This window comes from Proteus sp. G3927, assembly GCF_963894685.1.
In the GTDB taxonomy this organism is placed as follows: Bacteria; Pseudomonadota; Gammaproteobacteria; order Enterobacterales; family Enterobacteriaceae; genus Proteus; species Proteus mirabilis.
Map to the genome: position 1 here is coordinate 162,024 of NZ_CAWQGX010000018.1, position 24,717 is coordinate 186,740.

At 35.8% G+C, this 24,717-nt stretch carries 28 protein-coding genes; 16 read left to right on the top strand and 12 right to left on the bottom strand.

Going from position 1 to position 24,717, the window contains the following annotated elements; all coding sequences use genetic code 11:
* Positions 1 to 6: 6 nt before the first annotated feature.
* The 7 genes from AACV00_RS17625 to cpxR all read right to left on the bottom strand — a co-directional run bounded on the left by AACV00_RS17625 (position 7) and on the right by cpxR (position 8,507).
* Complete coding sequence (locus tag AACV00_RS17625; protein ID WP_161680154.1) at positions 7 to 1,074, bottom strand: EpsG family protein; 1,068 nt, start codon at positions 1,072 to 1,074, stop codon at positions 7 to 9.
* 1 nt (position 1,075) lies between these two features.
* A complete protein-coding gene (locus tag AACV00_RS06460) occupies positions 1,076 to 1,981 on the bottom strand; it encodes a glycosyltransferase family 2 protein (protein WP_161680156.1) in 906 nt (301 codons plus the stop codon).
* 12 nt (positions 1,982 to 1,993) lie between these two features.
* Positions 1,994 to 3,112 carry a polysaccharide pyruvyl transferase family protein gene (locus AACV00_RS06465; protein WP_161680158.1) on the bottom strand — a complete coding sequence of 373 codons (1,119 nt, stop codon included), beginning with the start codon at positions 3,110 to 3,112 and terminating at the stop codon, positions 1,994 to 1,996.
* Between the two features lie 3 nt (positions 3,113 to 3,115).
* A complete protein-coding gene (locus tag AACV00_RS06470; protein WP_237584916.1) occupies positions 3,116 to 4,483 on the bottom strand; it encodes a Coenzyme F420 hydrogenase/dehydrogenase, beta subunit C-terminal domain in 1,368 nt (455 codons plus the stop codon).
* Positions 4,480 to 6,024, bottom strand: coding sequence for a lipopolysaccharide biosynthesis protein (locus tag AACV00_RS06475; RefSeq protein WP_237584917.1), 1,545 nt, complete (start codon positions 6,022 to 6,024; stop codon positions 4,480 to 4,482). Before AACV00_RS06475 ends, AACV00_RS06470 begins: the two co-directional genes overlap by 4 nt.
* 380 nt (positions 6,025 to 6,404) lie before the next feature.
* Complete coding sequence (gene cpxA / locus AACV00_RS06480) at positions 6,405 to 7,796, bottom strand: envelope stress sensor histidine kinase CpxA (RefSeq protein ID WP_004249722.1); 1,392 nt, start codon at positions 7,794 to 7,796, stop codon at positions 6,405 to 6,407.
* Between the two features lie 12 nt (positions 7,797 to 7,808).
* Positions 7,809 to 8,507: an envelope stress response regulator transcription factor CpxR gene (gene cpxR / locus AACV00_RS06485; protein WP_004246432.1), complete on the bottom strand. Its 699-nt coding sequence runs from the start codon at positions 8,505 to 8,507 to the stop codon at positions 7,809 to 7,811.
* A 183-nt stretch (positions 8,508 to 8,690) separates the two neighbouring features.
* Between cpxR and cpxP the strand changes: the two genes are divergently transcribed.
* Complete coding sequence (gene cpxP, locus AACV00_RS06490; RefSeq protein WP_161680160.1) at positions 8,691 to 9,257, top strand: cell-envelope stress modulator CpxP; 567 nt, start codon at positions 8,691 to 8,693, stop codon at positions 9,255 to 9,257.
* 276 nt (positions 9,258 to 9,533) lie between these two features.
* On the opposite strand, the gene AACV00_RS06495 is transcribed toward cpxP, so the two are convergent.
* Together AACV00_RS06495 and AACV00_RS06500 are read right to left on the bottom strand one after the other, a co-directional pair.
* Positions 9,534 to 10,505 carry a phage integrase gene (locus tag AACV00_RS06495; protein WP_124740830.1) on the bottom strand — a complete coding sequence of 324 codons (972 nt, stop codon included), beginning with the start codon at positions 10,503 to 10,505 and terminating at the stop codon, positions 9,534 to 9,536.
* A gap of 66 nt (positions 10,506 to 10,571) precedes the next feature.
* Positions 10,572 to 10,877 carry a helix-turn-helix domain-containing protein gene (locus AACV00_RS06500; protein WP_036908544.1) on the bottom strand — a complete coding sequence of 102 codons (306 nt, stop codon included), beginning with the start codon at positions 10,875 to 10,877 and terminating at the stop codon, positions 10,572 to 10,574.
* Between the two features lie 104 nt (positions 10,878 to 10,981).
* Between AACV00_RS06500 and AACV00_RS06505 the strand changes: the two genes are divergently transcribed.
* The 10 genes from AACV00_RS06505 (at position 10,982) to AACV00_RS06550 (ending at position 16,918) form a co-directional block, all read left to right on the top strand.
* Positions 10,982 to 11,272, top strand: a complete 291-nt coding sequence (locus AACV00_RS06505; protein ID WP_124740831.1) for a Cox family DNA-binding protein — start codon at positions 10,982 to 10,984, stop codon at positions 11,270 to 11,272.
* 1 nt (position 11,273) lies between these two features.
* Positions 11,274 to 11,462 (top strand): hypothetical protein, encoded by a 189-nt coding sequence (locus AACV00_RS06510; RefSeq protein WP_049220106.1) that lies wholly within the window; start codon positions 11,274 to 11,276, stop codon positions 11,460 to 11,462.
* Positions 11,459 to 11,608 (top strand): hypothetical protein, encoded by a 150-nt coding sequence (locus AACV00_RS06515; protein ID WP_157849310.1) that lies wholly within the window; start codon positions 11,459 to 11,461, stop codon positions 11,606 to 11,608. The genes AACV00_RS06510 and AACV00_RS06515 overlap by 4 nt, the downstream gene beginning before the upstream one ends.
* A gap of 8 nt (positions 11,609 to 11,616) precedes the next feature.
* Positions 11,617 to 12,012, top strand: coding sequence for a DUF5347 family protein (locus AACV00_RS06520; protein ID WP_049220105.1), 396 nt, complete (start codon positions 11,617 to 11,619; stop codon positions 12,010 to 12,012).
* Between the two features lie 68 nt (positions 12,013 to 12,080).
* Positions 12,081 to 12,287 (top strand): DUF2732 family protein, encoded by a 207-nt coding sequence (locus AACV00_RS06525; protein ID WP_232467360.1) that lies wholly within the window; start codon positions 12,081 to 12,083, stop codon positions 12,285 to 12,287.
* A complete protein-coding gene (locus AACV00_RS06530) occupies positions 12,280 to 12,501 on the top strand; it encodes a TraR/DksA family transcriptional regulator (protein WP_124740832.1) in 222 nt (73 codons plus the stop codon). Before AACV00_RS06525 ends, AACV00_RS06530 begins: the two co-directional genes overlap by 8 nt.
* 1 nt (position 12,502) lies before the next feature.
* Positions 12,503 to 13,330 carry a DNA adenine methylase gene (locus AACV00_RS06535; RefSeq protein ID WP_049220103.1) on the top strand — a complete coding sequence of 276 codons (828 nt, stop codon included), beginning with the start codon at positions 12,503 to 12,505 and terminating at the stop codon, positions 13,328 to 13,330.
* Entirely contained in the window at positions 13,330 to 13,653 is a 324-nt protein-coding gene (locus tag AACV00_RS06540) for a DUF5405 family protein (protein WP_087726419.1), read from the top strand. The genes AACV00_RS06535 and AACV00_RS06540 overlap by 1 nt, the downstream gene beginning before the upstream one ends.
* A complete protein-coding gene (locus tag AACV00_RS06545) occupies positions 13,653 to 16,031 on the top strand; it encodes a replication endonuclease (protein WP_161680162.1) in 2,379 nt (792 codons plus the stop codon). The genes AACV00_RS06540 and AACV00_RS06545 overlap by 1 nt, the downstream gene beginning before the upstream one ends.
* A gap of 206 nt (positions 16,032 to 16,237) precedes the next feature.
* Positions 16,238 to 16,918, top strand: coding sequence for a terminase large subunit domain-containing protein (locus AACV00_RS06550; protein WP_152964423.1), 681 nt, complete (start codon positions 16,238 to 16,240; stop codon positions 16,916 to 16,918).
* Between the two features lie 70 nt (positions 16,919 to 16,988).
* Here the strand turns inward: AACV00_RS06550 and AACV00_RS06555 are convergent, their stop codons facing one another.
* A complete protein-coding gene (locus AACV00_RS06555; RefSeq protein WP_152964424.1) occupies positions 16,989 to 17,384 on the bottom strand; it encodes a GNAT family N-acetyltransferase in 396 nt (131 codons plus the stop codon).
* Positions 17,385 to 17,699: 315 nt separating this feature from the next.
* On the opposite strand from AACV00_RS06555, the gene AACV00_RS06560 reads away from it, so the two are divergent.
* Positions 17,700 to 18,674 carry a hypothetical protein gene (locus AACV00_RS06560; RefSeq protein WP_049220095.1) on the top strand — a complete coding sequence of 325 codons (975 nt, stop codon included), beginning with the start codon at positions 17,700 to 17,702 and terminating at the stop codon, positions 18,672 to 18,674.
* A 1-nt stretch (position 18,675) separates the two neighbouring features.
* The gene (locus tag AACV00_RS06565; protein ID WP_049220093.1) at positions 18,676 to 19,017 is read left to right on the top strand and encodes an STAS-like domain-containing protein; all 342 of its coding nucleotides are present in this window, start codon (positions 18,676 to 18,678) and stop codon (positions 19,015 to 19,017) included.
* Between the two features lie 43 nt (positions 19,018 to 19,060).
* On the opposite strand, the gene AACV00_RS06570 is transcribed toward AACV00_RS06565, so the two are convergent.
* Together AACV00_RS06570 and AACV00_RS06575 are read right to left on the bottom strand one after the other, a co-directional pair.
* Positions 19,061 to 20,089: a phage portal protein gene (locus AACV00_RS06570; protein WP_087726284.1), complete on the bottom strand. Its 1,029-nt coding sequence runs from the start codon at positions 20,087 to 20,089 to the stop codon at positions 19,061 to 19,063.
* Entirely contained in the window at positions 20,089 to 21,843 is a 1,755-nt protein-coding gene (locus tag AACV00_RS06575; protein ID WP_087726283.1) for a terminase ATPase subunit family protein, read from the bottom strand. The genes AACV00_RS06570 and AACV00_RS06575 overlap by 1 nt, the downstream gene beginning before the upstream one ends.
* A gap of 172 nt (positions 21,844 to 22,015) precedes the next feature.
* Here AACV00_RS06575 and AACV00_RS06580 point away from each other — a divergent pair, with 172 nt between their 5' ends.
* From AACV00_RS06580 to gpM, 3 genes are read left to right on the top strand one after another with little or no spacing between them, the layout of a single operon-like run.
* Positions 22,016 to 22,825: a GPO family capsid scaffolding protein gene (locus tag AACV00_RS06580; RefSeq protein ID WP_049256947.1), complete on the top strand. Its 810-nt coding sequence runs from the start codon at positions 22,016 to 22,018 to the stop codon at positions 22,823 to 22,825.
* A gap of 15 nt (positions 22,826 to 22,840) precedes the next feature.
* A complete protein-coding gene (locus AACV00_RS06585) occupies positions 22,841 to 23,986 on the top strand; it encodes a phage major capsid protein, P2 family (protein WP_152964427.1) in 1,146 nt (381 codons plus the stop codon).
* The gene (gene gpM / locus AACV00_RS06590) at positions 23,986 to 24,654 is read left to right on the top strand and encodes a phage terminase small subunit (RefSeq protein ID WP_087726281.1); all 669 of its coding nucleotides are present in this window, start codon (positions 23,986 to 23,988) and stop codon (positions 24,652 to 24,654) included. Before AACV00_RS06585 ends, gpM begins: the two co-directional genes overlap by 1 nt.
* Positions 24,655 to 24,717: the final 63 nt, after the last annotated feature.

Below are 24,717 nucleotides of genomic sequence, written 5' to 3' on the forward strand. Positions count from 1 at the left end.
TTTAACCTAGCTTATAAATATATTCTGGTAAGGTAAAAGCCCATTTGAATTTGATAATGAAGCCAAGAAACTTATTAGATAGAAACAAGTAATTACAATACTAATAATAAATTTATTCTTATTAAAGCACATAATAAAGAAAGGAATGAAAAAAGTATCAAAAACGGTGAAGTAATATGATGGCCTGACAAATATAATGTTATCTAATGCTAGTATTCTAAATGAAATGCCTATAGAAAACATAAGAAATAAAAAATTATATTCTTTGGTTTTCATTTTCTCATTTCTGACGACAAATTTTATAAAATAAATAAATAGGAATAATATAACGTATAAATAAACACCAAGCCCAGAACCTCCATAGTCAACAGGATTTTCCAAATATCTGGCATATTTTTCACCAAGAATGTTAATCAAACTATTTATTGTTAAACTAAATATACCTGACTTTACTAAAATAAAAGAAATGGAGACAATAATAAAGCAATACAAGTTTTTAATATTTATTTTATATACAAAATAAAACGGAATAAATAATAATATTGATTTGTGAAATAAACTACCTATTAAAATTAATATTAGGAAATAAAGAAAACGTCTTTGTTTTATGAACGTAAATGATAATAAAGTACAAGAGAAAGCGATTCCCTGCCTGATACCATTAAATGGCAAAAAATATAAGTTACTAATAAAAAAGAATAAAATTATAAGAAACCTTTCTTCAGGTGATTTATTCTTAATTCTATTTTTTATGGCTAAAAATAAAGTGAAATTTGTTATTAGAGAAGTTATGAAAATAAGACTAAAAAAGCCTTCTTTTTCTTGTGGTAATAATTTTGATAAATAGTAGAATCCATATTCTAGTCCGCTATTATAACTATTATCATAATGAATGTTATAAAATATACTTTCATAATTAAAATAGTCAGTACCTATTCCATACCTAAATCCAGAGAATGATAATATTAATATATAAGATATAAAACTTAAAGGATAATAAATATTGTTATTAGATCTAAATGGTATAGATAACAAAATTAAATTTGTTATTATAAATATAATGTATATTGCCATATTATTTTTTTAGCAAATAAAATTTATAGATAATTAAGTATAGGAAGAAATTTAGTTCATAAATAAATTTGTTTTTTCCAAAAATGTTTTTAATTATATTATTTATTTCAATAAATTCTTTTCTCTTAGAATAAATTTTCCCTAAAGGAAAAGAGCGAATAAAATTATTAAGAATTATTTTTTTATCCTTTTTTATGAAGTTTTCTAAATCAATTTTTTTTAGCGTATTGTTTCTTATAGAAATACTTTCTAAAGCTTTAACGCTATCAAATCTTCTATGAGAAAATGTATACATAGCCGAATTGCATCTTTGAATATAAAATAAATTAATATTATCCAATTTAGTAAAACTATTAATGCTGTCTATACATTCATATATGAATTTCAAATCTTCTCCATACTTATAGTTTTCATCAAACATTATTTTTTGAGAAATTTTCTTTGAAATTATAAAGCTCCCCATGAATAAATAATATTTTCTACATAGTAATGCATAAACTAAATCATTTACGTCTTTTTCTAAATATGTCTTGTAAATTATATTCTTATTATTTGGAAATACTTTTATTGTGTCCCAATATATTAAATCAAAATTTTTTATTTCTTCCGAATGTTTAATTAACTCATCAAAATTTATATAATCGTCGCTATCTAAAAATAAAAGTTTTTCTTTTTTTGCAAATAAGATCCCTTTATTTCTGGCTGACGAAACACCTTTATTTTCTTGTTCAAGATAAGTTAACTGAGGATTAATTATATTTTTTATATCTCTAGCTATATTATCGGAGCTACCATCATTAATAATGATAACTTCACCATCGATTTTTTTTGCAAATAGTAGTAAAGAATCTAAATTTTTTTCTAACGATTGCCAATCATTATAGCATGGAATAATGATAGATATCATAGTTGGAAAGGCCTATTTATTAGTATTAAGTGCTTTCTTTAAAGTTAAAGATGCTATGTTTTTTTCTTTTTCTAATATTTCATTAATTAAACAATAATCTATTTTATGATTAAAAAACTCATCATTTAAATCTTTAGAAGAAAAAATGATTCTATTTTCTAAGCTAAATTTTTTTAAAATAGAACTGAAACGAGCTAATCCACGGTTTATATTACCTATAGCTATAAACTGTTTATTAAAAATAATCGAAAATACAACACCATGAAATGAGTCAGTTACAACATATTCAGCATCCCAAAAACCACGCAACCATTGTGTAACAGGAGGATATACTTTGTTATTTTTATCAGGCATTACCGAATACGGAGTTAATTTATATTTTTTAGCTACAATATTAATTATTTTTTCTTTATCTGGTGATGAATCTAAAATATATGTCATCATATTGCCTGTGTTTCTAGATATATTATCTTTTTTTATTAACTCAATATAATCCTCTTTGTTTAATAACATTGTAGGGTCTAAAACATGTTGAGCATTTAGGTTAAAATATTTTTTGCATAATTCAACACCAGAATCTTCCCTGACTGATATTAAATGAAATTTCTTTGCTAATTCAGAACAAATTTTTAATTGTTTTTGAGTAAACTCATTACAATTATCTAATCCAAAAGAAGCTGCATAAGCAATACGAATTGTTTTTATATCGTTTTTTAAAAAATCTAAAAAATAAGTTGTTATATTAGGTGAGTATGCAGGACGCCAGACTTGATCACTACCAACTATATAAGCATCAAAATTATACTTATTAAGTTTATTTATCTCTTTTATTGATTTTATTTTTTCAGTTGTTTTGATATTTTCATTTATAAATTTAGAAGTATATTTTCGAATTGTTTTTTTTTCTTTTTTAGATATAGGAAGAATAGTTATATTTTTTCTCCTAAGTAGATATTTTTTAATTATATTTACTATTATACTTTTTATTCCCCATAATTTTGGTTTTTTAGGACGAATATCAACTGTTAATACCTCAAAATCATTTTTTATCAGATATTTTTGTAAAGCATAAGCTTGTAATAATCCACCATAATTAGTAACTAATGGTTGAGTTAAAATACCTATTTTCATAGACTACCCTTTCATTTTAATTATTAATCTTCTTTTAAGATGATTTAATTTTGTTAATATTTTCAATATGGTTAGATCAAGTTTCATTTTTTTATCAAATGTTATATGATTTTTTTCTTTTAACCATAGTTCGAGACTTTTTCTTCTGGTTTTCATTCGCATTCTTTGTATTAATCTCTCTAGAATATCTATTCTTGAATTAAATATTCTTTTGGGGGGAATTAAAATTCCTAATTTTTTAAACCTTCTTATACGAAAAGGTAGGGCATTATGTCTATGAGTAAAACTACCTTGCTGAGATTTTAAAAATTCATCTGTTGACAATTTAGTAATGTTTAACTCTTTATTTTTTATCCCGTAAGTAATAATGTCATTTGCTAATTCCGATCTTGTAATTATGACATTATTTCCTTTCCCATCATCAGAGAAAGGTTTCATCCATGCATCTCCAACTGATATATCGGCTAGTTCTGTTGTTACATCATCACATAAATCACAAGCATTTGATTTAAATAATCCTGTGCCCCACATATCACCTACAGCAGACATTTTTATTAAATTTATATTATTTTTTTTATCATAACATCCGAATGAATAATCACTTGCTTTACTATTAATATCTTTAATTCTAAATTCAGGATTTTTATATTCATAAGGATTAGCTCCTGCTTTGCTTGCTAAATATTCTGCAAAAAAACTACTTTTTATACCACCACAAATAATACCAACAATGAATTTTATTTTATCTTTCAGTATCGGATCATTTAATTGTGCTAATCTAATTGCTTTTACAAAACAAGCAACACCAACAATAGCTATACTTCCATCTAGTTCATTTATTTCTTTTAGAACTGAAGATAATGTCACTGGATAATATTTTGTTTTTGCAGATTTGAAGAGCTCTTCTTTAGAACTACTTATTATATATTCATAATGAGTGCTCCCATTTTGGGATGCTTTAACGGATATAACATGATTGATCGTTTTATTATCTAAAAGTTTTTCTAATACATATGTTGCTATACCTCCTGAAGATGAGCTCTTTCTATGTTTATGAGAATAACCTGCATATGTTGAAATATAATAGCCAATTTTGGGATGATGTTTCTTTTGATTATCGAAAAAATATTCTGATATTTCGTTCTCTGTTTTTACTTTTTCATTCGGATATGGATTGAATGGACACACAGATAAACATTCACCATCGCAACTACAGTCTTTTATTTGCCTTGCTTCATAAAATCCATATTTATTTTCTGACATAATTAAAGAGTTATTTTTACATTTTGATACGCATAATCCACAACCTATACATAAATTATTATTGACTACTAATTTAATAACATTACAACATTGATTATTTTTCATCATTTATTTTCTTTAAATTTTATATATTTTTTGACTAAAATATTTTTTACTTTTAACCTTTCATTTTTTGTTAATCCTAAAAATATAATATTAATAATTAAGAAAGACCAACTAGTAATACAAGTTAAAATAAAATTAAACAAATCATTTTTAAGATCTTTTGTAATAAACCAAGATAAAGTATAAGAAATAGAAAATATCGCAATTACTCTCCAAAAAATTGTCTTATAAAATTTATCAGAAATACCAGGAAATAATTCATTTAATAACAATAAACGTACTATTAAAGATATCAATGATAAAACAATACTAACAGCGAATGTTATTGTCGCTTCAAATCCATAGCTTAGTAAAAAATACGAAATAGGAATGTTTAATAGTAAGATTGAGCCAATAGTAATTTGATATTTTTTTATTTTACCTGATGCTTGAAATGCAGTCATTAAAGAACTAGACAAGCTATTAATTAATGAATCAATTAAAATTAACTGACAAAATATTGATGTATATGCAGGATAGTTACCTAACCAAAGACTTAAAACTATATCTGGTTTTAATAAAATAGGGAGTGATAGGATTAAAATAAGAAAAAATGAATATTTGGAGCCAAGTAAAACTAAATTTTCTAGATAAGAAATATCATTTTTTGCATAAGATTTTACAATTTGTGGACTTAAAGCTGATTGTAGATTAATTACAAATCCATTAATTGCATTGTTGACTTGAAATGATATTGCTCTAGCGGCATTAACTATAGGTCCGAAAAAGATATTTAATAATATATTAATACCCTGGTTCATTCCTACAGAAGCCATGTTGCCAAACAAATTCCAACCAGTATAACTAAAGAGTGAGAAAAAAAGTTTTCTATTCCAATAAAATTTATATTTTGTAGTATCAAAATGGAGCCTATTATAAGCTAATAATATTAAGTAAATTGAGATACTGATGATGGAAATTAATATAGAATAAATAATGAGTTTATCACCTAAAATATATTCAAGCATTAACACTGCTATTAATTTTAGAAAAACATCGATTATACCTATATAAGCAAAAATATTCATTTTCTCATGGGCAATAATATTGGCTTTATATGGCGTACTTAATATTGTAAAACAAAATGATAATAATGAATATTGAAAGACAATATTAGCAGCTTTGATTCTATCTGGACCAATTATTAAATAATTATTGATTAACCATAGACCAGCTGTTTCAGCAATTATAAATATACATATTATAATCATAATATGTATATTTATACTCATTATAAATGTTTTTGATAATTTTTCTTTATTATCTTTTCCTATTTCAAAAGATAAAAATCTTTGTGTTGCTGAAGTCATTGCCCCACTAATAAAAGTTAACATAGTAACAACACCACCAACGATATTGTATATACCAAAATCTTCTACACCTAATGTTTTTAATACTATTCTAGAAGAATACAATGTTATTACTAAGGTTAAGATCATTCTAAAATATAAAAACAATGTGTTTTTTATTATTATTTTATTTTTTATATTATATGTCATATTCATTATAAAATATTTGTTTTAATATATTTATCTTTTTTTTTAGATATTTATTTAAGTAAAAATAAAGCTACCGCACTGGGTTTACGGCCCCCAGAGCGCCAAAATTTCTCTTTCAAAACCCTTATCTATCTGTAATATAAGAGTTTTATTATATAAGCATACTTTAACAGTACGCAAAACCGCTCTGAGATTAGACTCTTCAAACCCGCGGGTCAAGTAATTGATGGGTATTCTAACATTGATTAGGTATATATAAATATCGGAATATCGACTGAATTAGCAAGATCATTCTGAAATATCTATAAAGATGGGAATGAAAAGAATATGCCACCTATTCTTCAATAGATGGCAGAATATTTTAATGTAGTAATTTTATTACTGAATTAAGCGTGTTGTGATTTATTTACCACACTCCCTCTCGGCAACCAAATCTCCACTCTTAACCCCCCTAATGGGCTATCGTCAGCTTTTACATGGCCTCGATGTTGACTAATTGCGGTTTCAACAATTGCCAGTCCTAGTCCTGTACCGCCGGATTCTCTATCACGTGCTTCGTCCGTACGATAAAAAGGTCGGAAAATATGCTCGCGATCTTCTGGGCTAACCCCTGGGCCATCATCATCAACAATAATAGTGATACCCTGATTTTGTTCGGTAAAAGCCACTTCAATACGAGAATGTGAATAACGCAAGGCATTGCGAACTATATTTTCAAAGGCACTCGCTAATGAATAAGGATTGCAATAAATCGTCCATGGGCCTGGCGGGGCGGTTACTGTTAGAGTTTTATTGCTCTGTTCAGCCTCAAATTTCGCATTATCTAAAATATCGTTCCAAAGCTCATTCGCTTTTACGGTTTCGCGTAATAACTCATTTTTATATTGATTGCGGGAAAGCACTAATAAGTCATTGATCATGCCATCTAGCCGCTGTGTTTCTGTTTCAATACGCTCTAGCTCTTTACTTTCACCGCTACGACGACGTAGTAATGCACTGGCAAGCTGTAAACGAGTTAATGGGGTGCGCAACTCATGGGAGATATCAGAAATCAATCGCTGTTGCGCTTCAACCATGCGTTCTAAGGCGCTGATCATCTGATTAAAACTGGTGCCTGCCGCTAAAAATTCTTGCGGGCCGGTTTCCAGTTCAGGGTGAGGGCGCAGATTACCTTTTGCCACATCATCCGCCGCATTTTTGAGTTTTCGGGCCGGTTTTGCCAAGCTCCAAGAGAGCCAAACCAGTAGCGGTGTACTGATAAGCATAGTGAATATCAGTAATAAAAGCGGTTTATCAAATAATAAATTGATAAAATCAGATTGCGGGCTACTTGATGGGCGCACTAAGTAAAGTTGGTAGTGATCTTCACCATCTCTAATGGAAAAGGGGCCTAACATCTCAGAGCGACCGTATTTTTTCTTTTTCGGATGGTCTGCGTTATCAGACTGCCCCATAAAGTTTCTGACAACTTGTATCTCATTACGTTGAGCACCAATAATACGACCTTCACTGGTGACAATAATAAGACGTTGACCAGGTGGCGCCCATTTGTCAATGGCGCGGATTAATCGCCGCCACCATAGCAGATCGTTAGCCGGATCTTGCGCTAGTTCGGCTTCTATATGTTGCTCTAGCATAACACCTTGACGGTATTCACTTTCAAGTAAAGTGGTAAGCTGGCGCGAGTCCAGCTTGGGTACCATCATAACTAGCACTAGAACTAATGCTAGTGTCAGCCAGAATATGGCGAATATACGCGCTGACAAACTGTTTATCATAAAGATTTTTTATTAAGTTATTGAAACCATAAGATAACCACGGCCACGTAATGTTTTAAACCAAGGCTGCCCGTCTGTTCTTTCCGGTAACTTACGACGTAAGTTGGAAATATGCATATCAATCGCTCTATCAAAAGGTGTTAAGCGTTTACCTAACACTTCTTGGCTGAGATGCTCGCGCGATACCACTTGTCCTAAATGCTGAGCAAGTAGATAAAGTAACGTAAACTCAGTACCTGTTAGCTCTAATGGTTCATTATCAAAGCTGGCCTCTTGTCTACCCGGATTAAGTTGTAATTTATCAACTTGCAATATCGGTGAGGTGTTGCCATCGGTCTGTTTTTGTTCACTCCAGTTGGAACGACGTAAAATAGCCCTAATGCGTGCAACTAGCTCTCTATCGTTAAATGGCTTAGGTAAATAGTCATCTGCTCCCAGCTCTAGGCCAAGTACACGATCAAGATCGCTGCCTCTTGCCGTTAACATAATGACAGGTGTTTGGAAATTTTGGCGTAACTCTTTAAGTGTCTCGATCCCGTTCTTACGTGGCATCATGATATCCAGTAATAACAAGTCAATAGACGCGTCCAGAAGTTTTAAGGCCTGTTCGCCGTCAGTGGCGAGCACAACATTAAAGCCTTCCATTTCAAGTAGTTCTTTCAATAGCGAGGTTAATTCGCGATCGTCATCCACTAATAAGATTTTATGCATTCGTCAATTCCTCCAAGAGAAAAATACGATAATAAATAGCGCGAATCTATGACTTTACGTTCTTTTACACGCTCTGACGCTAGTTTGCAGCCGTAAAGGTATAGTAATCCACATCGAGAACAATTACACATATTTAGGTCAGCATTAATAAGTCGGTATTATAACCGAATGAGGAGTGGGACAATGCGTAAAGTAGCAATGGTTGCACTAGCATCAATGTTTTTAGTAGCTCCGACGGTAGTAATGGCTGAAACATCAAATACAAATAATCAGCCTGCTGGGCAACAACAGTATAATGATAATTACAATTGTGGATACGGTTACGGTATGCATGATGGACGAGATAATCGAGGTCATCGTGGACAACGTGGTCATATGATGGGTAACAATAATTTCGGTGAGTCGCGTATGTTTAATGGTATTACATTAACAGAGCAACAACGTACTCAAATGCGCGATTTAATGCGCCAGCATCATCAAGATCGTTTTAATAACAGTGATTTTCGTCAGCGTCACGAAAATATGCATAAGCTAATTACCGCGGATAAGTTTGATGAAGCAGCGGTAAGAGCGCAAATACAAGATATGGACAAACAAGCAATAGAGCGCCGAGTTGAAATGGCGAAAGTTCATAATCAAATGTATCAGCTATTAACCCCTGAGCAAAAAGCGCAGCTAGAAAAGAATTATCAACAGCGTGTCTCTTCTGTTAGCCAGCAAAACCAGCAAACTCAAGAGAAAGCTAATTAGTGATTAAGTAAAGTCCTTTAGTAATGTAGTAAGAGTGTAGTAAAGCAGTACCTAGTTAGAGAGTAAGTAGCAACAACGAAGTTTTTTCCTTGCCATAGACACCATCCCTGTCTTTTGCAGCCCCTCTGGAGAGGGGCTTTTTTTTATCTATTATATTTTAAATCCTTATAAAACAAATAGATAATGATTTATGAGATCTAACGGTAAGTCTCTAAAAGCATCTAAATTTATCTCAAGTGTGGACACTTTGTGGACACTTTTAAAGGTTTATAAATGCTAAATTTCCACTTTACCTTTTAGTGGGTTTAGTGAAATGGCGAATTGCAAATAATCAGGCGCTAAATGAGCATATGCCATTGTTTGGTTTATGCTTGCATGACCTAATATTTGTTGTAGTGCAACAATATTCCCCCCATTCATCATAAAATGACTAGCAAATGTATGCCTTAATACATGAGTTGCTTGTCCTCTCGGTAGATCGCTTTTTACCGCCTTTAGTTTCGTTCTGAAAGATTCATAATCAACTTTAAATAAAGCACCAGATGTTTCACTTCTTAGGAGTTTCTCCAGCTCCTCTGAGATTGGAACAGTTCGCTGTTTACCATTTTTGGTTTTTAAAAAGGTAACTCGTCCATGCATGACTTGCTTGCCTTTTAAATTAGCCGCTTCGCTCCACCTCGCGCCTGTACTTAAGCAAAGTAGTGCTACTCGTTTTTCATCTCCATCTAATACATTTAATAACTGACGTATTTCCTCTCGAGATAAAAAAGTCATTTCTGGCTCTTTTTCTTTTAATGGTGGTAATCCCTTAATTGGATTGTCACCGTTGAATAACTCAAATTTTTTCAGAACAGTTAACATACCGGATAAGCGGTACATGTCACGATTGATTGTTGATGCACTAACGGAATTGCTAAGCCTCTCTGTTCTGTGTTCAAGCAATACTTTTTTATTTAGGCGGTTTATTGCTGGATTTTTTAGGGAAGCAATAGTCTTGTTTAATTGGCGTTTTTCAATCTCACCATTTTTAAGGTTAGCGCCATGATATAACCACCATAAATCTAATAATTCGCTTAATGTCCGGCGATCTTTTTTTGTATCGGAAATATTCGCATTAGCCATTGTGTATCTTTCAAATGCAATAGCTTCTGCTTTTTTGTTAAAGACTTTCCTGATTCGATATCCTTGTCGTCCAAGAGGTCTTATATCCACTAAATAACGGCCATCATCGGTTTTTTTAATAGGCATATTAAAGCCCTCCGATGTGGCAAATTGATTGGCTATCTATCCAATCAATAAAATCTAAATGTAGGTCTAGCCAGTTTTCTTCTCTGATTGGGGTAATGTTGTTGAATCTGCTCCATCAGGGGAGAGAGACGGACTAATTTGCCCAATGGATTCGTTAGTCTTTCCTGTTAGAAGCCATAAAGTGTATTTTTCAAATCTAGGATGATTAGTAAATTTGACTATTGATGACTCCGTAAGCTGAATTCCTTTAGTTTCATAGTTATTGAGAGTTCCATAAGAGATACCTAACAATTCTGATAGCTCTTTTCTGTTAAGTCCTTCCGCTTCACGTATTAAGCGAATTTTATCTCCAAGTCTTGACGTGTTGGTCATATGTGTCTAATATCCTCTTTAGTTGGTCACATGTGTCTAACTATTAAAAGCCTAAAGATGCAAAAAGAAGCATTTATAAGCATTCAAGAAAAGGATTATGACATATGAGTGAGAAGAACGCAGAAAGTTATATGCAGGTCTATTACCCAATTGATGCCGTGCCTTATCAAAAGTTTGCGGAGCTAATTGGGAAAACTCCAACCGCAGTTAAAAACATGGTTGATAACAATAAATTACCGCTTATTCCTTGGCAAAATCCAGATAACAAAGGAAATACCAAAACTCGTGGTGAGAATTGGGTTTATATCCCAGAATTCAATCGTGCTATGCGAGATGCATTTGAAAATAGGCCAAAAGAGTTACGTGATGCATGGCTTTTATGGGTAGGGCTATAAGATGCAGGTGAAACAAATTACAGAGCATAGTTTTATGTATCGAGGTTTCACCATTATTAAACTGCCAAGAAAAGCAGTAACACCGATAACTCGTTATCATGTTTGGTTAGATGATCAGTCATTCGGTAAGTTTGATGCAATGGCAGAAGCAACTCACTATATCGACTTATTAAAAGGTGACATTCAATGAACCAATTAATTAAGCAAAGAAATAAATATAAATTAAGCAGTGAATCTTTTACTAATAAAAGTAAAAAGTATTCAAAAGCGGATAGAGTAACACTGGCTTTATGTGCCATTGTTATTGTTTCGTTTCTTGTGAAAGTTTCTATCTAGGTGTTGTTATGAATGCTGCGGAGCTTATTCAAGCAAGAGAGCAACTACAAGGCAATGATGATTTTTATCAGTCTAAAGTGGTAAAGCATTATCGCAATGATGGTCTTTCATTTGATGAGCGCGTCAGTGGTATGAATAAAACAGCCGAAGTTAGGGCTGATTTATTAAGTAAGTTAAATAAAAATAGTGATGATATTTTGATTGGTGAGTTTCTTGATTATTTAAGAAATGAAAATAATCGTATATATCAGATGATTTATTACCTTGCTGAGATAGAAAAAGAAAAGAACGGAATAGATTATTTATTATTAAAGAGGAAAGATAAAATAAAAATCATTAATGCACTTCATCAAATAAAAGTATTGAGCGCATTAATCCCAAATAAATTAGCAATGCCTATTTAATTACACCTAAAAAATAAATGACATTTATTTGTCAGGACTTTTTATATCTGATTATCAGAGGTCTGATTATGTCTAAAGAAAGTGATGTAACCGATTTAATTAATGCCGTTCGAGAAGATGAAAGAAAATCTCGGGCGGTTTTTTATGCAGTTCGTTTGCATTCATTGATATCAAAAATAACAAGCGAACAAATGGAACGCCCTGAAATCGTTCAGTTAGTGGAAGGGGAAATCGAGAATATCGAACATCAAGCGCAGGAATGGAATTATGTCTAAAGAAATGGATTTAGCCTCTGAACAATCACAGTTATTGCTTGATAAACAAATAAAAGCAGTAACAGGGCGTTACGTCGGTGTATCAGCGTTTGAATGTGAAGATTGCGGTCGTGAAATCCCAGAAAAGCGCCGTATTGCAGTAATGGGATGCACCCGCTGTGCAGATTGCCAAACAGTGTACGAGCTGAAATCTAAGCATTATCGGAGTGTGTGAAATGGCGAATAAAACCATTCTGAAATGGGCGGGGTCAAAAGTCCGTATCATGGATAAATTAATTCCACATTTGCCAAAAGCAAAGCGCTTAGTTGAGCCTTTCGCCGGTTCTTGTGCTGTGATGATGAATACAGAATATAACGAATATTTAATTGCTGATGCTAATCAGGATTTAATTAGTTTATATCGTAATGTCGTAGAACATACTGAAATAATGGCGCGTAAAGAGTTTTATGCGTGGGAAGAAAACAATCATAAAAATGATTACATTGCTATTAGAAAGTTATTTAATTCAATTAAGATATTAGATAAAAACGAGTGTGATCAATATATACAATCTGCTCGGTTTTTATATTTAAATCGTCATTGCTTTAATGGATTATGTCGATATAACAATTCGGGTGAATTTAATGTGCCATTCGGAACATATGCCCGTGTTTATTTTCCAGAGGAGGAAATCAGACAATTTGCTGAGAAAGCCACTAATGCCATTATCGCTTGTTTAGAATGGCAAGATACTTTGTCACTCGTTGATTTCGGTGATGGTGTTTATTGTGATCCTCCATATATGGGAGATGAAGGTAGTTTTACTAAATATCATCACACGGATTTTACTCACGCTCATCAAATTGAGTTAGCTCAAGCATTAAAGGCATTAAATCAATCACAAGGTAACCCGATTACTGTCTCTAATTCCATTCACGCCAAAGAGCTGTATGCCGATCTCGGTTTTATTATTCACGAGATTGATGCGCCTCGTTCTATTTCTGCAAATGGAAACCGCCAATCAGCAAAAGAGATTATCGCCGTTTTGCCGGAGGTGTGCTGATGGAACAGGGCTATGTCGATATTCAAGATCCAAAAAATGGGGTGCATATTACCGGCACTCGTTTTGCTATCGTTTATTGGAAAAAACAATTTGGATTAATTGAAGTCACTGTGATTGATGGTCGTGTGCGCCGTGAAGTGATTGCGTGGTATGACTCTGCGGTAAATGTGACGGCTGGCGTTGTTGGTGCACATGTGAGTCGTGTTATTAGTGCTGAAATTAAATCTATCTCTGAATTGATAGACGTAATGACTCACGTTGCTAAACTGTGCGAAACAGCCATTGAAATTATTGATCCGAAGCATTTAGGCGGTGTGCGGTAATGGCTAGCCGTCTGATTGATTTTTCTCAGCCTCCGGTTTCCTATCCTGCTGATATGCAATGGACATATTGGTGGAATAGGAAACAGCATGAGCCAGTTGTTTATGAAAGACCGCTTACCCGTGAGCAATTGGCTCAGGGGCAAGCGATTTTATTCGATATTGAAAAACTGCCTCGCTTTCTTAAATCTCGCTTATTTAAGTACATCGAACATCTTAAAAAAGAGAAAACGCCGAAAGAAGTTCATAACTGGCTGGTCTTTAAGTTCCATAAAAGCGTCTATCAGCGTTTGCAAGCCGTTAATGCGCGCTATGGTTTAGCGAAAGATAAACGTCAATTTTTATTAGATAGAGATTTTGATCAAGCCATGTTCTTTAATCGCTTGCCCGATGCACATGACAAAATATTGCGTCATATGGCGAAGTCATTTGCGAACGCGTGTGACAACTTATTCGATGAATTGGCTGATCAGGCAATTGCTGAAAATAACGGTGATCGTGAGGTGTTACTTAACCTAAAAGTGATTAACCCTATTTATCATCAATTAGGAGAGTTAATTACCTATTTACATGTAACACCGTTGTTTTGGGGAAAAGCTCAAAAAGGGAAATTGACACCCGAAGATGCACTATCAGGATTGAGTCGGTTAACGAATGAAGATTGGTGGTTTAAAAAGTTAAAAGCTCATCGTCAGCGTTGGCGTGAGTCTTTGCATATTGCTTTTGGTGATGTGAATTCAGATAAGACGCCTTACGCCAGTAAAAATGCAGTACGTGAAGTCAGAGCGCAACGTTTAGCGAATATGAATTATCTTGAAATGATGGATATTCAAGACGTTGAATCGGGTGATCGCTTCGATTTAATGGAAAAAGTATTAGCGAGTATCGCTAACCCTAAAATTCGCCGTATGGAATTAATGGCACAAGCCGCAGGTATTCAAAAAGTCGCAGAAGAACGGGGTGATATTGGTTTATTTATTACGTTAACCACCCCTTCAAAATACCATCCCACCAAGCAAATTAATGTTTCTAAAGATGAGAAAAAGAAAAAAGTTCTCATTAACGAGAAATGGAATAACAGCGCATACACTCCGAAAGACGGTCAACGTTATTTAGTGAGGGTATGGGCGAAAATTCGCACTGCTTTTAAAGATAACGATATTAACGTTTACGGGATCAGAGTTGTTGAACCTCATCATGACGCTACACCCCATTGGCATATGATGATGTTTCTGGATAAATCTCAACGTGCATCAGCGATTGAGATCATGCGTAAGTATGCCCTTGAAGAAGACGGCGAAGAACGGGGCGCAAAGAAACATCGTTTTGAAGCAAAGCATTTAAATAAAGGCGGTGCTACGGGTTATCTCGCTAAATATATCTCAAAAAATATCGACGGTTATGCATTAGAGGGCGAAGTTGATGACGAATCGGGAGAATTATTAACCGAGGTTGCATCAGCCGTTACTGCGTGGGCGTCTACTTGGCGTATTCCTCAATTTCACATGTTTGGCTTGCCGTCTAAAGGTGTGTGGCGTGAGTGTCGTCGTATTCGTGGTGTGAGTATCGCTGATAAATTGGGTGATATAGCGGAAAAAGTAAGAGCGTCTGCCGATGCAGGAGATTTCGCCGCTTATATCGAGCACCAAGGAGGCCCTAACGTTAAGCGTAACCTACAAACGTTATTAGTCGCTCGTACTGTTGCCGATGAGCCGAATTCTTATGATGAAGAAGTGATGCGCGTTATTGGGCTATGTTCACCATTGAAAAGCGGTGATTTAGTAAAAACGCGTGAGCGTCAGTATCGTTTAGTTCGTAAATCTAAGCAGGATATTGAGGCAATTGAGCATAAGCGTAAGTCAGAAACGGGTCGGGTTTTGACTTTAAAAAGCGCGATCAGCGCGCCTCGGAGTCCTGTCAATAACTGTGGATCGGGCAGTTCACCCGATATTAAAAATCCACACGAAAGGGGCTTAAAATCGCCCGTATGGGGGATTTCTGAGCCTGATGTTTTTGACCTACGTTCACAATATAGCGATTGGGAGAAATCATTTGGCGAGGTTTTAGAGCACAAAAAGAGTCAGCGAATAATTTCAACGGTGTCATTAAGTGAAAATCAGGAACGTTTGATACCTGAATTCAAAGCCTTTGCCGAAAAAATGGGATTGGATTTACCACCAGACACAATGTGGTCAATGGTGATGAACGGTATGCGCCTTAGTTATGGCGATGAAGTGATTTGGTTTGAGAACGGGAAGATTCAAATTTCATCAGCGAAAAGTGAAAAAGTTAATTTTGAAGAAGTGAAGCAAAAGAATATCTCAAATACACGAGATAGGGTAATGGCTAAGGTTAATAAATTGAGAGGAATAAATGATTAAATATTTAATTTTGTTTTATTTGTTGGTATCGGTAACTCTTTTTATATACAGGACTATTAAATCAAAAAAGAGTTATCACGATAAATATAGTTTTGGCGAAGCGATAGATTATTCAACGTTATGGCCTCTTTATGTTTTTATTGCGCCATATTTTTTTATTGCAGAGAAATATAGAAAATTTATTGGTATGAGTGAGGAGAGATAAAATGAAAGTCAAGGTAACAACTGATTTATTGATAAGTTTATATAGCAAGTTAGATAAATTATATCCATGGCAAACACGTTGGTATAACCACAGGTTTGAAAGAAATAGATATTTACATAAAGGACGTCAAATAGGTAGCAGTTATTTCTTTGCTCTAGAGGGTTTATTAGATGCCTGTTTAACAGGAAGAAATAAAATATATATAAGCCATGTTTGTGGGCCAGATGATGAGTTTATCTCTAATGAAATGGAGATTGTTAAATATTTTTTAGGTATAAAAAGCAATAATTCTATAACAAAAATAGGATTAGATAATGGTGCAGTATTGTATTTTTTACCTGAGAATCGTAAGTCGTGGGTTGATATCATTGGTGACATTTATGTTTCAGAATGGAGCTGGTTCCAAGACCCTTCTTACATTGTAAGCCTAGTTAAATCAGTGAGTTCAAATAAAAAATGGAGAAGGACTTTTTATTCAAGTCGTTCAAAGTCAGATAATGGCCATATTGTTGATAATGACTATTTTAAACATCATAAAGTTTTTAATGAGGAAACGTATTGGGATGTTGTTCCATCCGTTGATATAGGATGTCGTGAATTGTTTAATATGGAAATGGTAAGAAATGATATGGGTGATGGTTATTTTAATGAAATGATATTATGCCAGTTTTGTTATAATTAGAAATATATATATTGAAAGTGTTAAGCTTTAAAAATTTAAAGAGAGGTTTATATAGTTTACCTCTCTCTTTTCAGAAAAGACTTTTTATCCAATATTCATTAGAAGTGTTGTCTTTTTTATAGCCGTGCTTTTCATACCAAGAAATTAGCTTTTCTTTTGTTATAGTGCGATCGAAATTATTTGGTTCTAATTTAATTGGATTACGATGAGACTGAGCTGCTTTATCTTCGGCAAATGTAAGTAATTTTTCACCAACTCCTTTTCTTCGATAATTATGTAGCACATATATTTCATATATAAATGCAGTTGTATTTGTGGGCCAAAATACAAGGGAAATAAATCCTACTTCTATATTGTTCATAAGTGCAATGTACTCAGTACTTGTATCATGAGATGCACCTTTAATTCTTTCTTTTAAACAATTATCTCTTACTTGGTTTGGCTCAATACTTTTTATTTCTAACATACAAAACCTTATTCAACATAAAATGTATGATTTTTTGACTATGCCATTTTCTGCAAGATTTTGCATTAAGTTGCAAGCTTAAAAAAGAATTAAAGTTAATTAATTGTGATAGCTATCACGGGTTTTTGTGGCACTCATGCAGGTGCATAAAAAGAGGTCGATTTAGTGCGCGGGCGTGGCGGGGTCACGATTGCGTTTTGAGAGGCTCGAGATACTAAATCTTCCCAATATTTAATAGACTTTATTTCGGTTAATTTTGCTTAAAAAGTATCAACGTTATATCATAAGAAAAATTGATTAAAATAGGTTTATGTTATGGGGTTAGGGTTAAAAGATGCGATTAGATATGTGAATGTTTTTCATGAAAAAAACACTAATAAATTAAACTTATTTAGAGGCCATTGGTATCCTGGTTTTATTTCTGTTTTAGCGGCATATATTAATTATCATCGAATAACAGAAGAAAATTGTGATTTACCTAATTTGGAGTATATGCAAGCAATTAATTTGCATGGAGCTTTATGGGGTACTGATCAATACCCTCAAGAACGTATAAATGTTGGTACAAATTATAGTTTAGTAACGGCTCTGAAAAGTGTTGAAGCTGTAGATACAGCAACAGGAGCTATAAATGGTTGTGTGAGGCGATTAACGTTTCCCGATCGTTCGCCAGAATTTTATCCTCAAGGACTACTTGATCTAACCCATGTTATCGGAGAGCTTCATGATAATGTTTGGTCACATGGAAAATCAACGGGTTTTTCTTTTGCACAAAAATATGCAGTTCCTAGAACCAATCGAGAGGAGTACTACCTTGAGTTTTCTTTAGCTGATTGTGGTCTCGGTTTCCTTAAAGAGCTTCAACGGGCTAAGATTCCAAATATTCGCACACATCAAGAAGCTATTGAATGGTGTATACAGCAAGGAAATTCATCTAAACATGCTGATTTACAGGATGATTGGGCTCAACAACTCCCCCAAGACTTTATGGGAGGGAGCATGTTTGGTGCTGACGTCGCAATAAAAGAAAAAGATAATAACCATCAAGGACTTGGTTTATATCATCTAATTGAATTAGTAAAAAACTATAATGGAGAATTGCATCTTGCAACAGGAGATGTATGCTTAGATGTAATTGATGGTAAAATGAGCTATACTAAGCTAGATTCTATGTGGTCCGGTGTCGCCATTTCTTGTCGTTTTAAAATTAGTGAATTGGCGAAGGAACATGACAATGGAGATGATGACCCTCAGCTTATGGATATTATGAGGGCGTTAGGAGGAGAGTAAAATGAGAAAATTAGCATATAAGTTACCTGTTGGTGACCTAGCTTCACGTAATCAAGCTATCCCCCAACGGCATAAAATTGAATCAATCATTAATGATAATAATCTTGTGGAATTAGATTTGAGTGGAGTTTTTTCAATATCTGAATCTTATTCAGATGAAATCTTTGGTGTTCTAGTTATCAAATTTGGTAAGCAACGTGTTTTAAATCAATTAAAAATTCGGAATGCTTCACCGGCAATCCTAAAAAGTATTGCAAAAGTTATACAACGTCGTGACAATGAGATTCAATTAAAGAAAGTGTATCCAGAATATAACAGAGAATATTCATGTGTAGCTTGTTAATGATGAAAAGCGCTCAACTTGTAAAATGTTGAGCGCTTTTTTATTACTCATCATCTAATGTGTACTTATCAAACTTAATCACTTCTTCACCTAGCCAATCATTAATCTGTAATATCTTGCTTTGTAGTGGTGCCAACTCATTACGAAAGAAAACCTTTGCTGCTTTTTCAACATCACCAAAGCCACCGGTATTCTGTGGAATGATCCCCATCATTTGAGGCGGTACACGGTGCGCCGCTAACATATCGTCACGGCTGACATTCTTGATATTGAGAAATTCATCTTTTGCCGCAATTTCGCTTAATGGAATAACTTGCACACCGTCTTTTTTGCCGTTCGGCGCGTGGATAAACAGGTTGCGGAAATTGCCGGGGCCTTTTGAGTTTTGCATTGCGTTACGGATTTTATCAATGTCGCTTTGGTTTTGTGAGGCGTCACTGACGTATAAAATAAATCCGGCATGGCTTCCGTTGCGATAATATTTAACACGAAACAAGGTTGCAGCTTCATTCAGTAGCACTGACATCGTGGAGGCCAGATATTCTGGTAACCCGTATAGCTCTTGATTTAAGTCTGGTTCGTATAACTGAAATACACTACCGGGCTTAAATTCATACGGCTTTGAGTCATAGCCATAGCGCACAAACCAATAGCTATCATCAGCAACACCACGGCGGGTATATTTGGCGAGAACGGGGGTGAGTTTTAATAAGTTACCCACCATATTATTACGACGTTCAAGATAGGCATTGCCAAAGGTTAAGAAGTCGAGGGCAAATCGGCTAAAGTCTAACTTAGAGAGAAAACGGTTAGGCTGGAACGTACTCACTAAGATATTACGTTTGACATAAATCGCACTGCTATGATGCGTCGCCGCACGAAACAGTTTTGATAATCCATCAAAGCTAATCGGTGGCTCATACCAATTATCAATTTGCGCACACTCCAGATAATCAAAAATTTCTCGTTTATCTAATACCGGAACGGGATCACCAAAGGTAAAGGCTTCCATGCTGTTATTGGCGGTTGCCGTTTGTTGTGCTTTAAAACTTTTTTTATTTTTACGGCTCATCAATAAATCTCCACAATGTTATTACTGTTCTCGGTGGTGCCGGTTAATGGTTCGTTGAAAAGGGCGTGCATCGTTGCCCATGCAAGGTCAGCATGTCCGCTTTCTTCACTGCGTGAGGCTTCATAAGTAGGTCGGTTACCGCTTCCGGTGGTGGTACGGCGAATGGAAGTAAAAGATTGAATGATATCAACGCACTGTGCATCGAACTCTAAACGTCCGTGACTAATCACGTCATAGGCTTTAATCACTAAGGCATTTTTGACATTCGGGTTATAAATAAACTCACGCGCAGCAGGAAAAAACTGGATAACATTCTGATAAACCCCATGCCCTAAGCCGGTGGTATCAATACCCATATATTCCACATAGAAACGTTCGGTGATTTTTTTAATGGCGTCAGCTTGTGCGCGAAAATCCATACCACGCCATTGATGGCGTTCTAATATGCGGAATTTTCCTCCGGGTACTTTCGGCGGCGCGATAACCACACAACCGGCACTATCACCATTTTCACCGCCTTTGCTGGGGTCGTAACCTACCCAAACCGGATCATAACCATAAGGGCGCAACGCTAATGGCTGAATGTCGTCCCATACTTCCCAACTGTCCACCATGCAGTTTTGCATCATGTTAAAGTTGAATAGGGATTCGATATCATCCATAAAGTGACACATTAACAGGTTGTTATATTCGTCCGGGCTATACTCTTTTTTGAGTTGCTCTAAATCGAATAAATCACAACCGCCTCGTAGTGCATCTTCAATATTGACGATTTGTCGCCATTGCCCATCTTCACATAAACGTCCATTGACTAAGGCTTCATGTGAGATATCAATATCAACTCTGTCTTCTTTTTTGCGCCCGCGGTTATACAGCTTGCCTGACCAAAAGGGGTACGCTTCATGGCTCATGGTTGACGGTGTTGAAAAGTAGGTTTGTCGCCACTGTTTTTGTATCGCCATACCCGAAGTCACTTTGCGTAACTCCTGAAATTTCGGGATCCAAAAGGTTTCATCCAGATATAAATTGCCGTGATAACTTTGTGCTGTGCGTGCATTAGTGCCAAGGAAATAGAGCGTTGCACCGTTGCTTAACATCAATGGGTCGCCTTTTAATTCAACATCAACCTCCAATGCCATTTTGATAATGTATTCACGGAACATATAGGCTTGCGCTTTACTGGCGGAGAGGAAAACCTGATTACGTCCGGTGGTCAGGGCATCAATAAAGGCTTCTCGGGCAAAGTAGAATGTTGCGCCGATTTGACGGGATTTTAAAATATTGCGGATACGGTGATGACCGGCGCGATACCACACCTTTTGATATTCAAACAACGTATCACGAAAGATATCTTCCAGTTTTTCAATTTGTTCTTCTGAAAAGAAGTTTTTCTCTGGCTGACGGCGTTCGCCTTTGTTGCGGTTAGCAATCTTAGGATTAAGGTCTGTTTCATTACCGCCGTTTTGATATTTTCTGATCCGCGCCATACGTTCGAGTTGACGTCCTAATAAGTCGATTTCTTTAAAATCTTTGCCTTCTTTGCTCTCTTTTAAAATTAGATTGCAATAACGTGCCTCAACGGTTAGCTCTGCGCGTTCGGTAGGGCTGATTTCATCCCAATTATCGCGGCGTTTCCAACTGTGAATAGTGGACGCCTTTTCGCCTAGCGATTCCGCTATGCGAGCAATGCGGTAACCGGCAAAATACAGGTGCATTGCTTTTTTTCGGTTATCAAATGTTTCTGTAATAGTCATTGCACAATCACGATTTCTTGCTTAAGTTACGGCTAGTCTATTGACCGCTGATCACCGATTCGCTTTATTCCCGTTGTGCCATATCTCAGACAAACCCTATCCATTGTTTAACGCCCCTTTTAACCGACAACATACAGACCAACGAATAAACGGATGCAGTCTGGAGTAGTGCATGTCGAAGAAATCAAAACCGGTTCGTCTTTGTGTTGAAGGGGCGACAACGGATGGGCGTCGAGTTGATCGGGAATGGTTAACCCAAATCGCGAAAAACTTTGATCCCACGGTTTATGGTGCGCGAGTCAATATCGATCACTATAACTATTCATGGGCACCACGCTTTGGTGATGTGGAGTCGGTGTATACCGAGGAAATTAAAGAAGGGGCACTGGCGGGTAAGTTGGCACTGTATGGTGTGATCAATCCGACGCCTGATTTAATTGAACTCAATAAAAAACGTCAAAAAGTCTATACCTCTGTTGAAATTGACCCGAGTTTTTCAGATACCGGCGAAGCGTATTTAGTTGGGCTGGCGGTCACCGATAACCCCGCGAGTTTAGGCACTGAAATGCTGCAATTTAGTGCTAATGCACAAAGTAGCCCGCTTTCAGAGCGCAAACAAAGCAAAGATAACGTTTTTACTGCTGCAGAAGAAAATCACTTTGAATTTATTGATGAAAACCCGCAGAGCGAGAAGCCAGGGCTTTTTAGCATTATTAAAGAGATGTTTTCTAAAAAACAACACAGTGATGATGCGCGATTTACCGATGTGCATCAGGCGGTGGAGCTGTGCGCCCAAGAAGTACAAACCCTTTCTGCAGAAATTACCGCATTAAAAAACGCCGACCAAAGCGAAGCGGTAAAAGCACTCACGCAACAACTCACGGAATTAAAAAACCAATTTGAAAATACAGACGCCTCGTTCTCACATCGTCCGCCGGCCACGGGTGGCGAAAATAATAGCGAAGTGCTGACGGATTGCTAAGGTAGTGAACAGACCATGAAAAAAGAAACTCGTTTTAAATTTAATGCGTACCTCACGCAACTCGGTAAAATTTACGGTGTTAGCGCACAAGCGTTTAGTGATACAAAGGTTCAAATTGAACCGTCTGCCGCGCAAACGCTGGAAACCAATATTCAGCAGTCAGCAGAATTTTTAACACACGTTAATATCGTGCCCGTTGATGAGCAAGTGGGTGAGGCCATCGGTTTAGGTATCGGCTCAACTATCGCAGGCACTACCGATACAACAGCAAAAGAGCGCGAAACAAGTGATCCGATCAAGCTGACCAAAAATAGCTATCATTGCCAGAAAACCAATTACGACAGCCACCTTGATTACGCCAAAATTGATATGTGGGCGAAGTTTACCGACTTTCAAACCCGTATCCGCGATGCGATTATCCGCCGTCAGGCATTAGACCGCATTATGATTGGTTTTAATGGTACGCACCGCGCTGATAATTCTGATCGGACAAAATACCCCTTACTGCAAGATGTGAATTCAGGCTGGTTACAAAAAGTACGCGAGCGTGCGCCAGAGCATGTGATGGGCAGTGAAACGAAAGACGGCGCAACCACAGCGAAGCCTATTCTGGTCGGTAAAGGGCAAGACTACCAAAATCTTGACGCATTAGTGCAAGATACGGTCGATACTGCGATTGATCCTGAATATCAGGACGATACCGGTCTTGTTGTGATTTGTGGCCGTAAATTATTAGCAGATAAATATTTTCCACTGGTTAATAAAGACCAAGATAACAGTGAAAAACTGGCGGCAGATACCATTATCAGCCAGAAACGTATTGGCGGTTTACCGGCTGTACGTGCGCCGTTCTTTCCTGACAATGCGTTTTTTATCACCCGCCTTGATAACTTGTCGATTTATTTCCTTGCGGATTCTCGTCGTCGTCAAGTGTTAGATAACCCAAAACGCGATCGCATCGAAAACTACGAGTCCGTCAATGAAGATTTTGTGGTTGAAGATTTTCGCGGTGTGGCACTGGTCGAAAATATTGTTTTTGAAGATGTAAAAGAGAAATTGCCAGAAACAAAAAAAGAGGGAGTAGCTTCTGAAAATGAAGTCGTCAAAGACGACAAAGCAGTAACAGAAGAAACACCCACTGAAAATAAAAAGGCGAAATAATGGCATTATCTCCGTGGGAAAAACACCGCATGAGCCTTAGCGCGCAACAGTCCAGCCAATTGGGTGGGCATGTTAGCCGCAATACACAGGGCTATCACATGATGCTGTTACGTCTTGCGACAGATAAAAAAGAGCTAAAACATTTTCAGTCACGCGAACGCAAAGAAGCTTATAAGCGCAAGATATTAGCCAATTATCAGCCGTGGGTTGATGGGGCATTGTCCGGTGGTAGCGGTGTGCAAGATGATGTCTTAATGACGATTTTGCTGTGGAAAATTGATGCGGGGGATCATGAGGGGGCGTTAGATATTGCCGTTTACGCATTAGCTAACCGTTTAGTGATCCCCGGTGTTAACCGCACCACTGGCACCGTGATTGCCGAAGAAATCGCCGATTCTGCCATGCGAGCGTATGCCGTGAAATCACCGGTTTCATTGGCAACATTAGAGCGTACACGTGCCTTGACCGATGATGAAGATATGCCTGATGAAGTGAGGGCAAAACTCTACAAAATCTTAGGGTTAGTGCTACGCGATAATAATCGCCCACAAGAAAGCTACTGCGTATTAAGTCGAGCCTTAGAGTTAAACATGAATATCGGTGTGAAAACCGAATTAAAACAACTCGACAAAGTGCTTAAAGCCCAGCGTGACGCTGAAAAAGCATAGTGACACCACGTCAGGGCGGCACGGAAAAAGCAATTTGCTTTCTTTCGTCCACCGCCCACCTAT

Bases quoted from the DNA above. Each gene is read 5' to 3' on its own strand.
- AACV00_RS06560 (WP_049220095.1), top strand. From the start codon at position 17,700: ATGGGGTTAGGGTTAAAAGATGCGATTAGATATGTGAATGTTTTTCAT.
- AACV00_RS06495 (WP_124740830.1), bottom strand. From the start codon at position 10,505: ATGCCTATTAAAAAAACCGATGATGGCCGTTATTTAGTGGATATAAGA.
- AACV00_RS06475 (WP_237584917.1), bottom strand. From the start codon at position 6,024: ATGAATATGACATATAATATAAAAAATAAAATAATAATAAAAAACACA.
- AACV00_RS06575 (WP_087726283.1), bottom strand. From the start codon at position 21,843: ATGACTATTACAGAAACATTTGATAACCGAAAAAAAGCAATGCACCTG.
- AACV00_RS06535 (WP_049220103.1), top strand. From the start codon at position 12,503: ATGGCGAATAAAACCATTCTGAAATGGGCGGGGTCAAAAGTCCGTATC.
- AACV00_RS06500 (WP_036908544.1), bottom strand. From the start codon at position 10,877: ATGACCAACACGTCAAGACTTGGAGATAAAATTCGCTTAATACGTGAA.
- AACV00_RS06510 (WP_049220106.1), top strand. From the start codon at position 11,274: ATGCAGGTGAAACAAATTACAGAGCATAGTTTTATGTATCGAGGTTTC.
- AACV00_RS06505 (WP_124740831.1), top strand. From the start codon at position 10,982: ATGAGTGAGAAGAACGCAGAAAGTTATATGCAGGTCTATTACCCAATT.
- cpxR (WP_004246432.1), bottom strand. From the start codon at position 8,507: ATGCATAAAATCTTATTAGTGGATGACGATCGCGAATTAACCTCGCTA.
- AACV00_RS06550 (WP_152964423.1), top strand. From the start codon at position 16,238: ATGAAAGTCAAGGTAACAACTGATTTATTGATAAGTTTATATAGCAAG.
- cpxP (WP_161680160.1), top strand. From the start codon at position 8,691: ATGCGTAAAGTAGCAATGGTTGCACTAGCATCAATGTTTTTAGTAGCT.
- AACV00_RS06525 (WP_232467360.1), top strand. From the start codon at position 12,081: ATGTCTAAAGAAAGTGATGTAACCGATTTAATTAATGCCGTTCGAGAA.
- AACV00_RS06470 (WP_237584916.1), bottom strand. From the start codon at position 4,483: ATGATGAAAAATAATCAATGTTGTAATGTTATTAAATTAGTAGTCAAT.
- AACV00_RS06460 (WP_161680156.1), bottom strand. From the start codon at position 1,981: ATGATATCTATCATTATTCCATGCTATAATGATTGGCAATCGTTAGAA.
- cpxA (WP_004249722.1), bottom strand. From the start codon at position 7,796: ATGATAAACAGTTTGTCAGCGCGTATATTCGCCATATTCTGGCTGACA.
- AACV00_RS06555 (WP_152964424.1), bottom strand. From the start codon at position 17,384: ATGTTAGAAATAAAAAGTATTGAGCCAAACCAAGTAAGAGATAATTGT.
- AACV00_RS06540 (WP_087726419.1), top strand. From the start codon at position 13,330: ATGGAACAGGGCTATGTCGATATTCAAGATCCAAAAAATGGGGTGCAT.
- AACV00_RS06465 (WP_161680158.1), bottom strand. From the start codon at position 3,112: ATGAAAATAGGTATTTTAACTCAACCATTAGTTACTAATTATGGTGGA.
- gpM (WP_087726281.1), top strand. From the start codon at position 23,986: ATGGCATTATCTCCGTGGGAAAAACACCGCATGAGCCTTAGCGCGCAA.
- AACV00_RS06580 (WP_049256947.1), top strand. From the start codon at position 22,016: ATGTCGAAGAAATCAAAACCGGTTCGTCTTTGTGTTGAAGGGGCGACA.
- AACV00_RS06520 (WP_049220105.1), top strand. From the start codon at position 11,617: ATGAATGCTGCGGAGCTTATTCAAGCAAGAGAGCAACTACAAGGCAAT.
- AACV00_RS06565 (WP_049220093.1), top strand. From the start codon at position 18,676: ATGAGAAAATTAGCATATAAGTTACCTGTTGGTGACCTAGCTTCACGT.
- AACV00_RS06530 (WP_124740832.1), top strand. From the start codon at position 12,280: ATGTCTAAAGAAATGGATTTAGCCTCTGAACAATCACAGTTATTGCTT.
- AACV00_RS06515 (WP_157849310.1), top strand. From the start codon at position 11,459: ATGAACCAATTAATTAAGCAAAGAAATAAATATAAATTAAGCAGTGAA.
- AACV00_RS06545 (WP_161680162.1), top strand. From the start codon at position 13,653: ATGGCTAGCCGTCTGATTGATTTTTCTCAGCCTCCGGTTTCCTATCCT.
- AACV00_RS06585 (WP_152964427.1), top strand. From the start codon at position 22,841: ATGAAAAAAGAAACTCGTTTTAAATTTAATGCGTACCTCACGCAACTC.
- AACV00_RS06570 (WP_087726284.1), bottom strand. From the start codon at position 20,089: ATGAGCCGTAAAAATAAAAAAAGTTTTAAAGCACAACAAACGGCAACC.
- AACV00_RS17625 (WP_161680154.1), bottom strand. From the start codon at position 1,074: ATGGCAATATACATTATATTTATAATAACAAATTTAATTTTGTTATCT.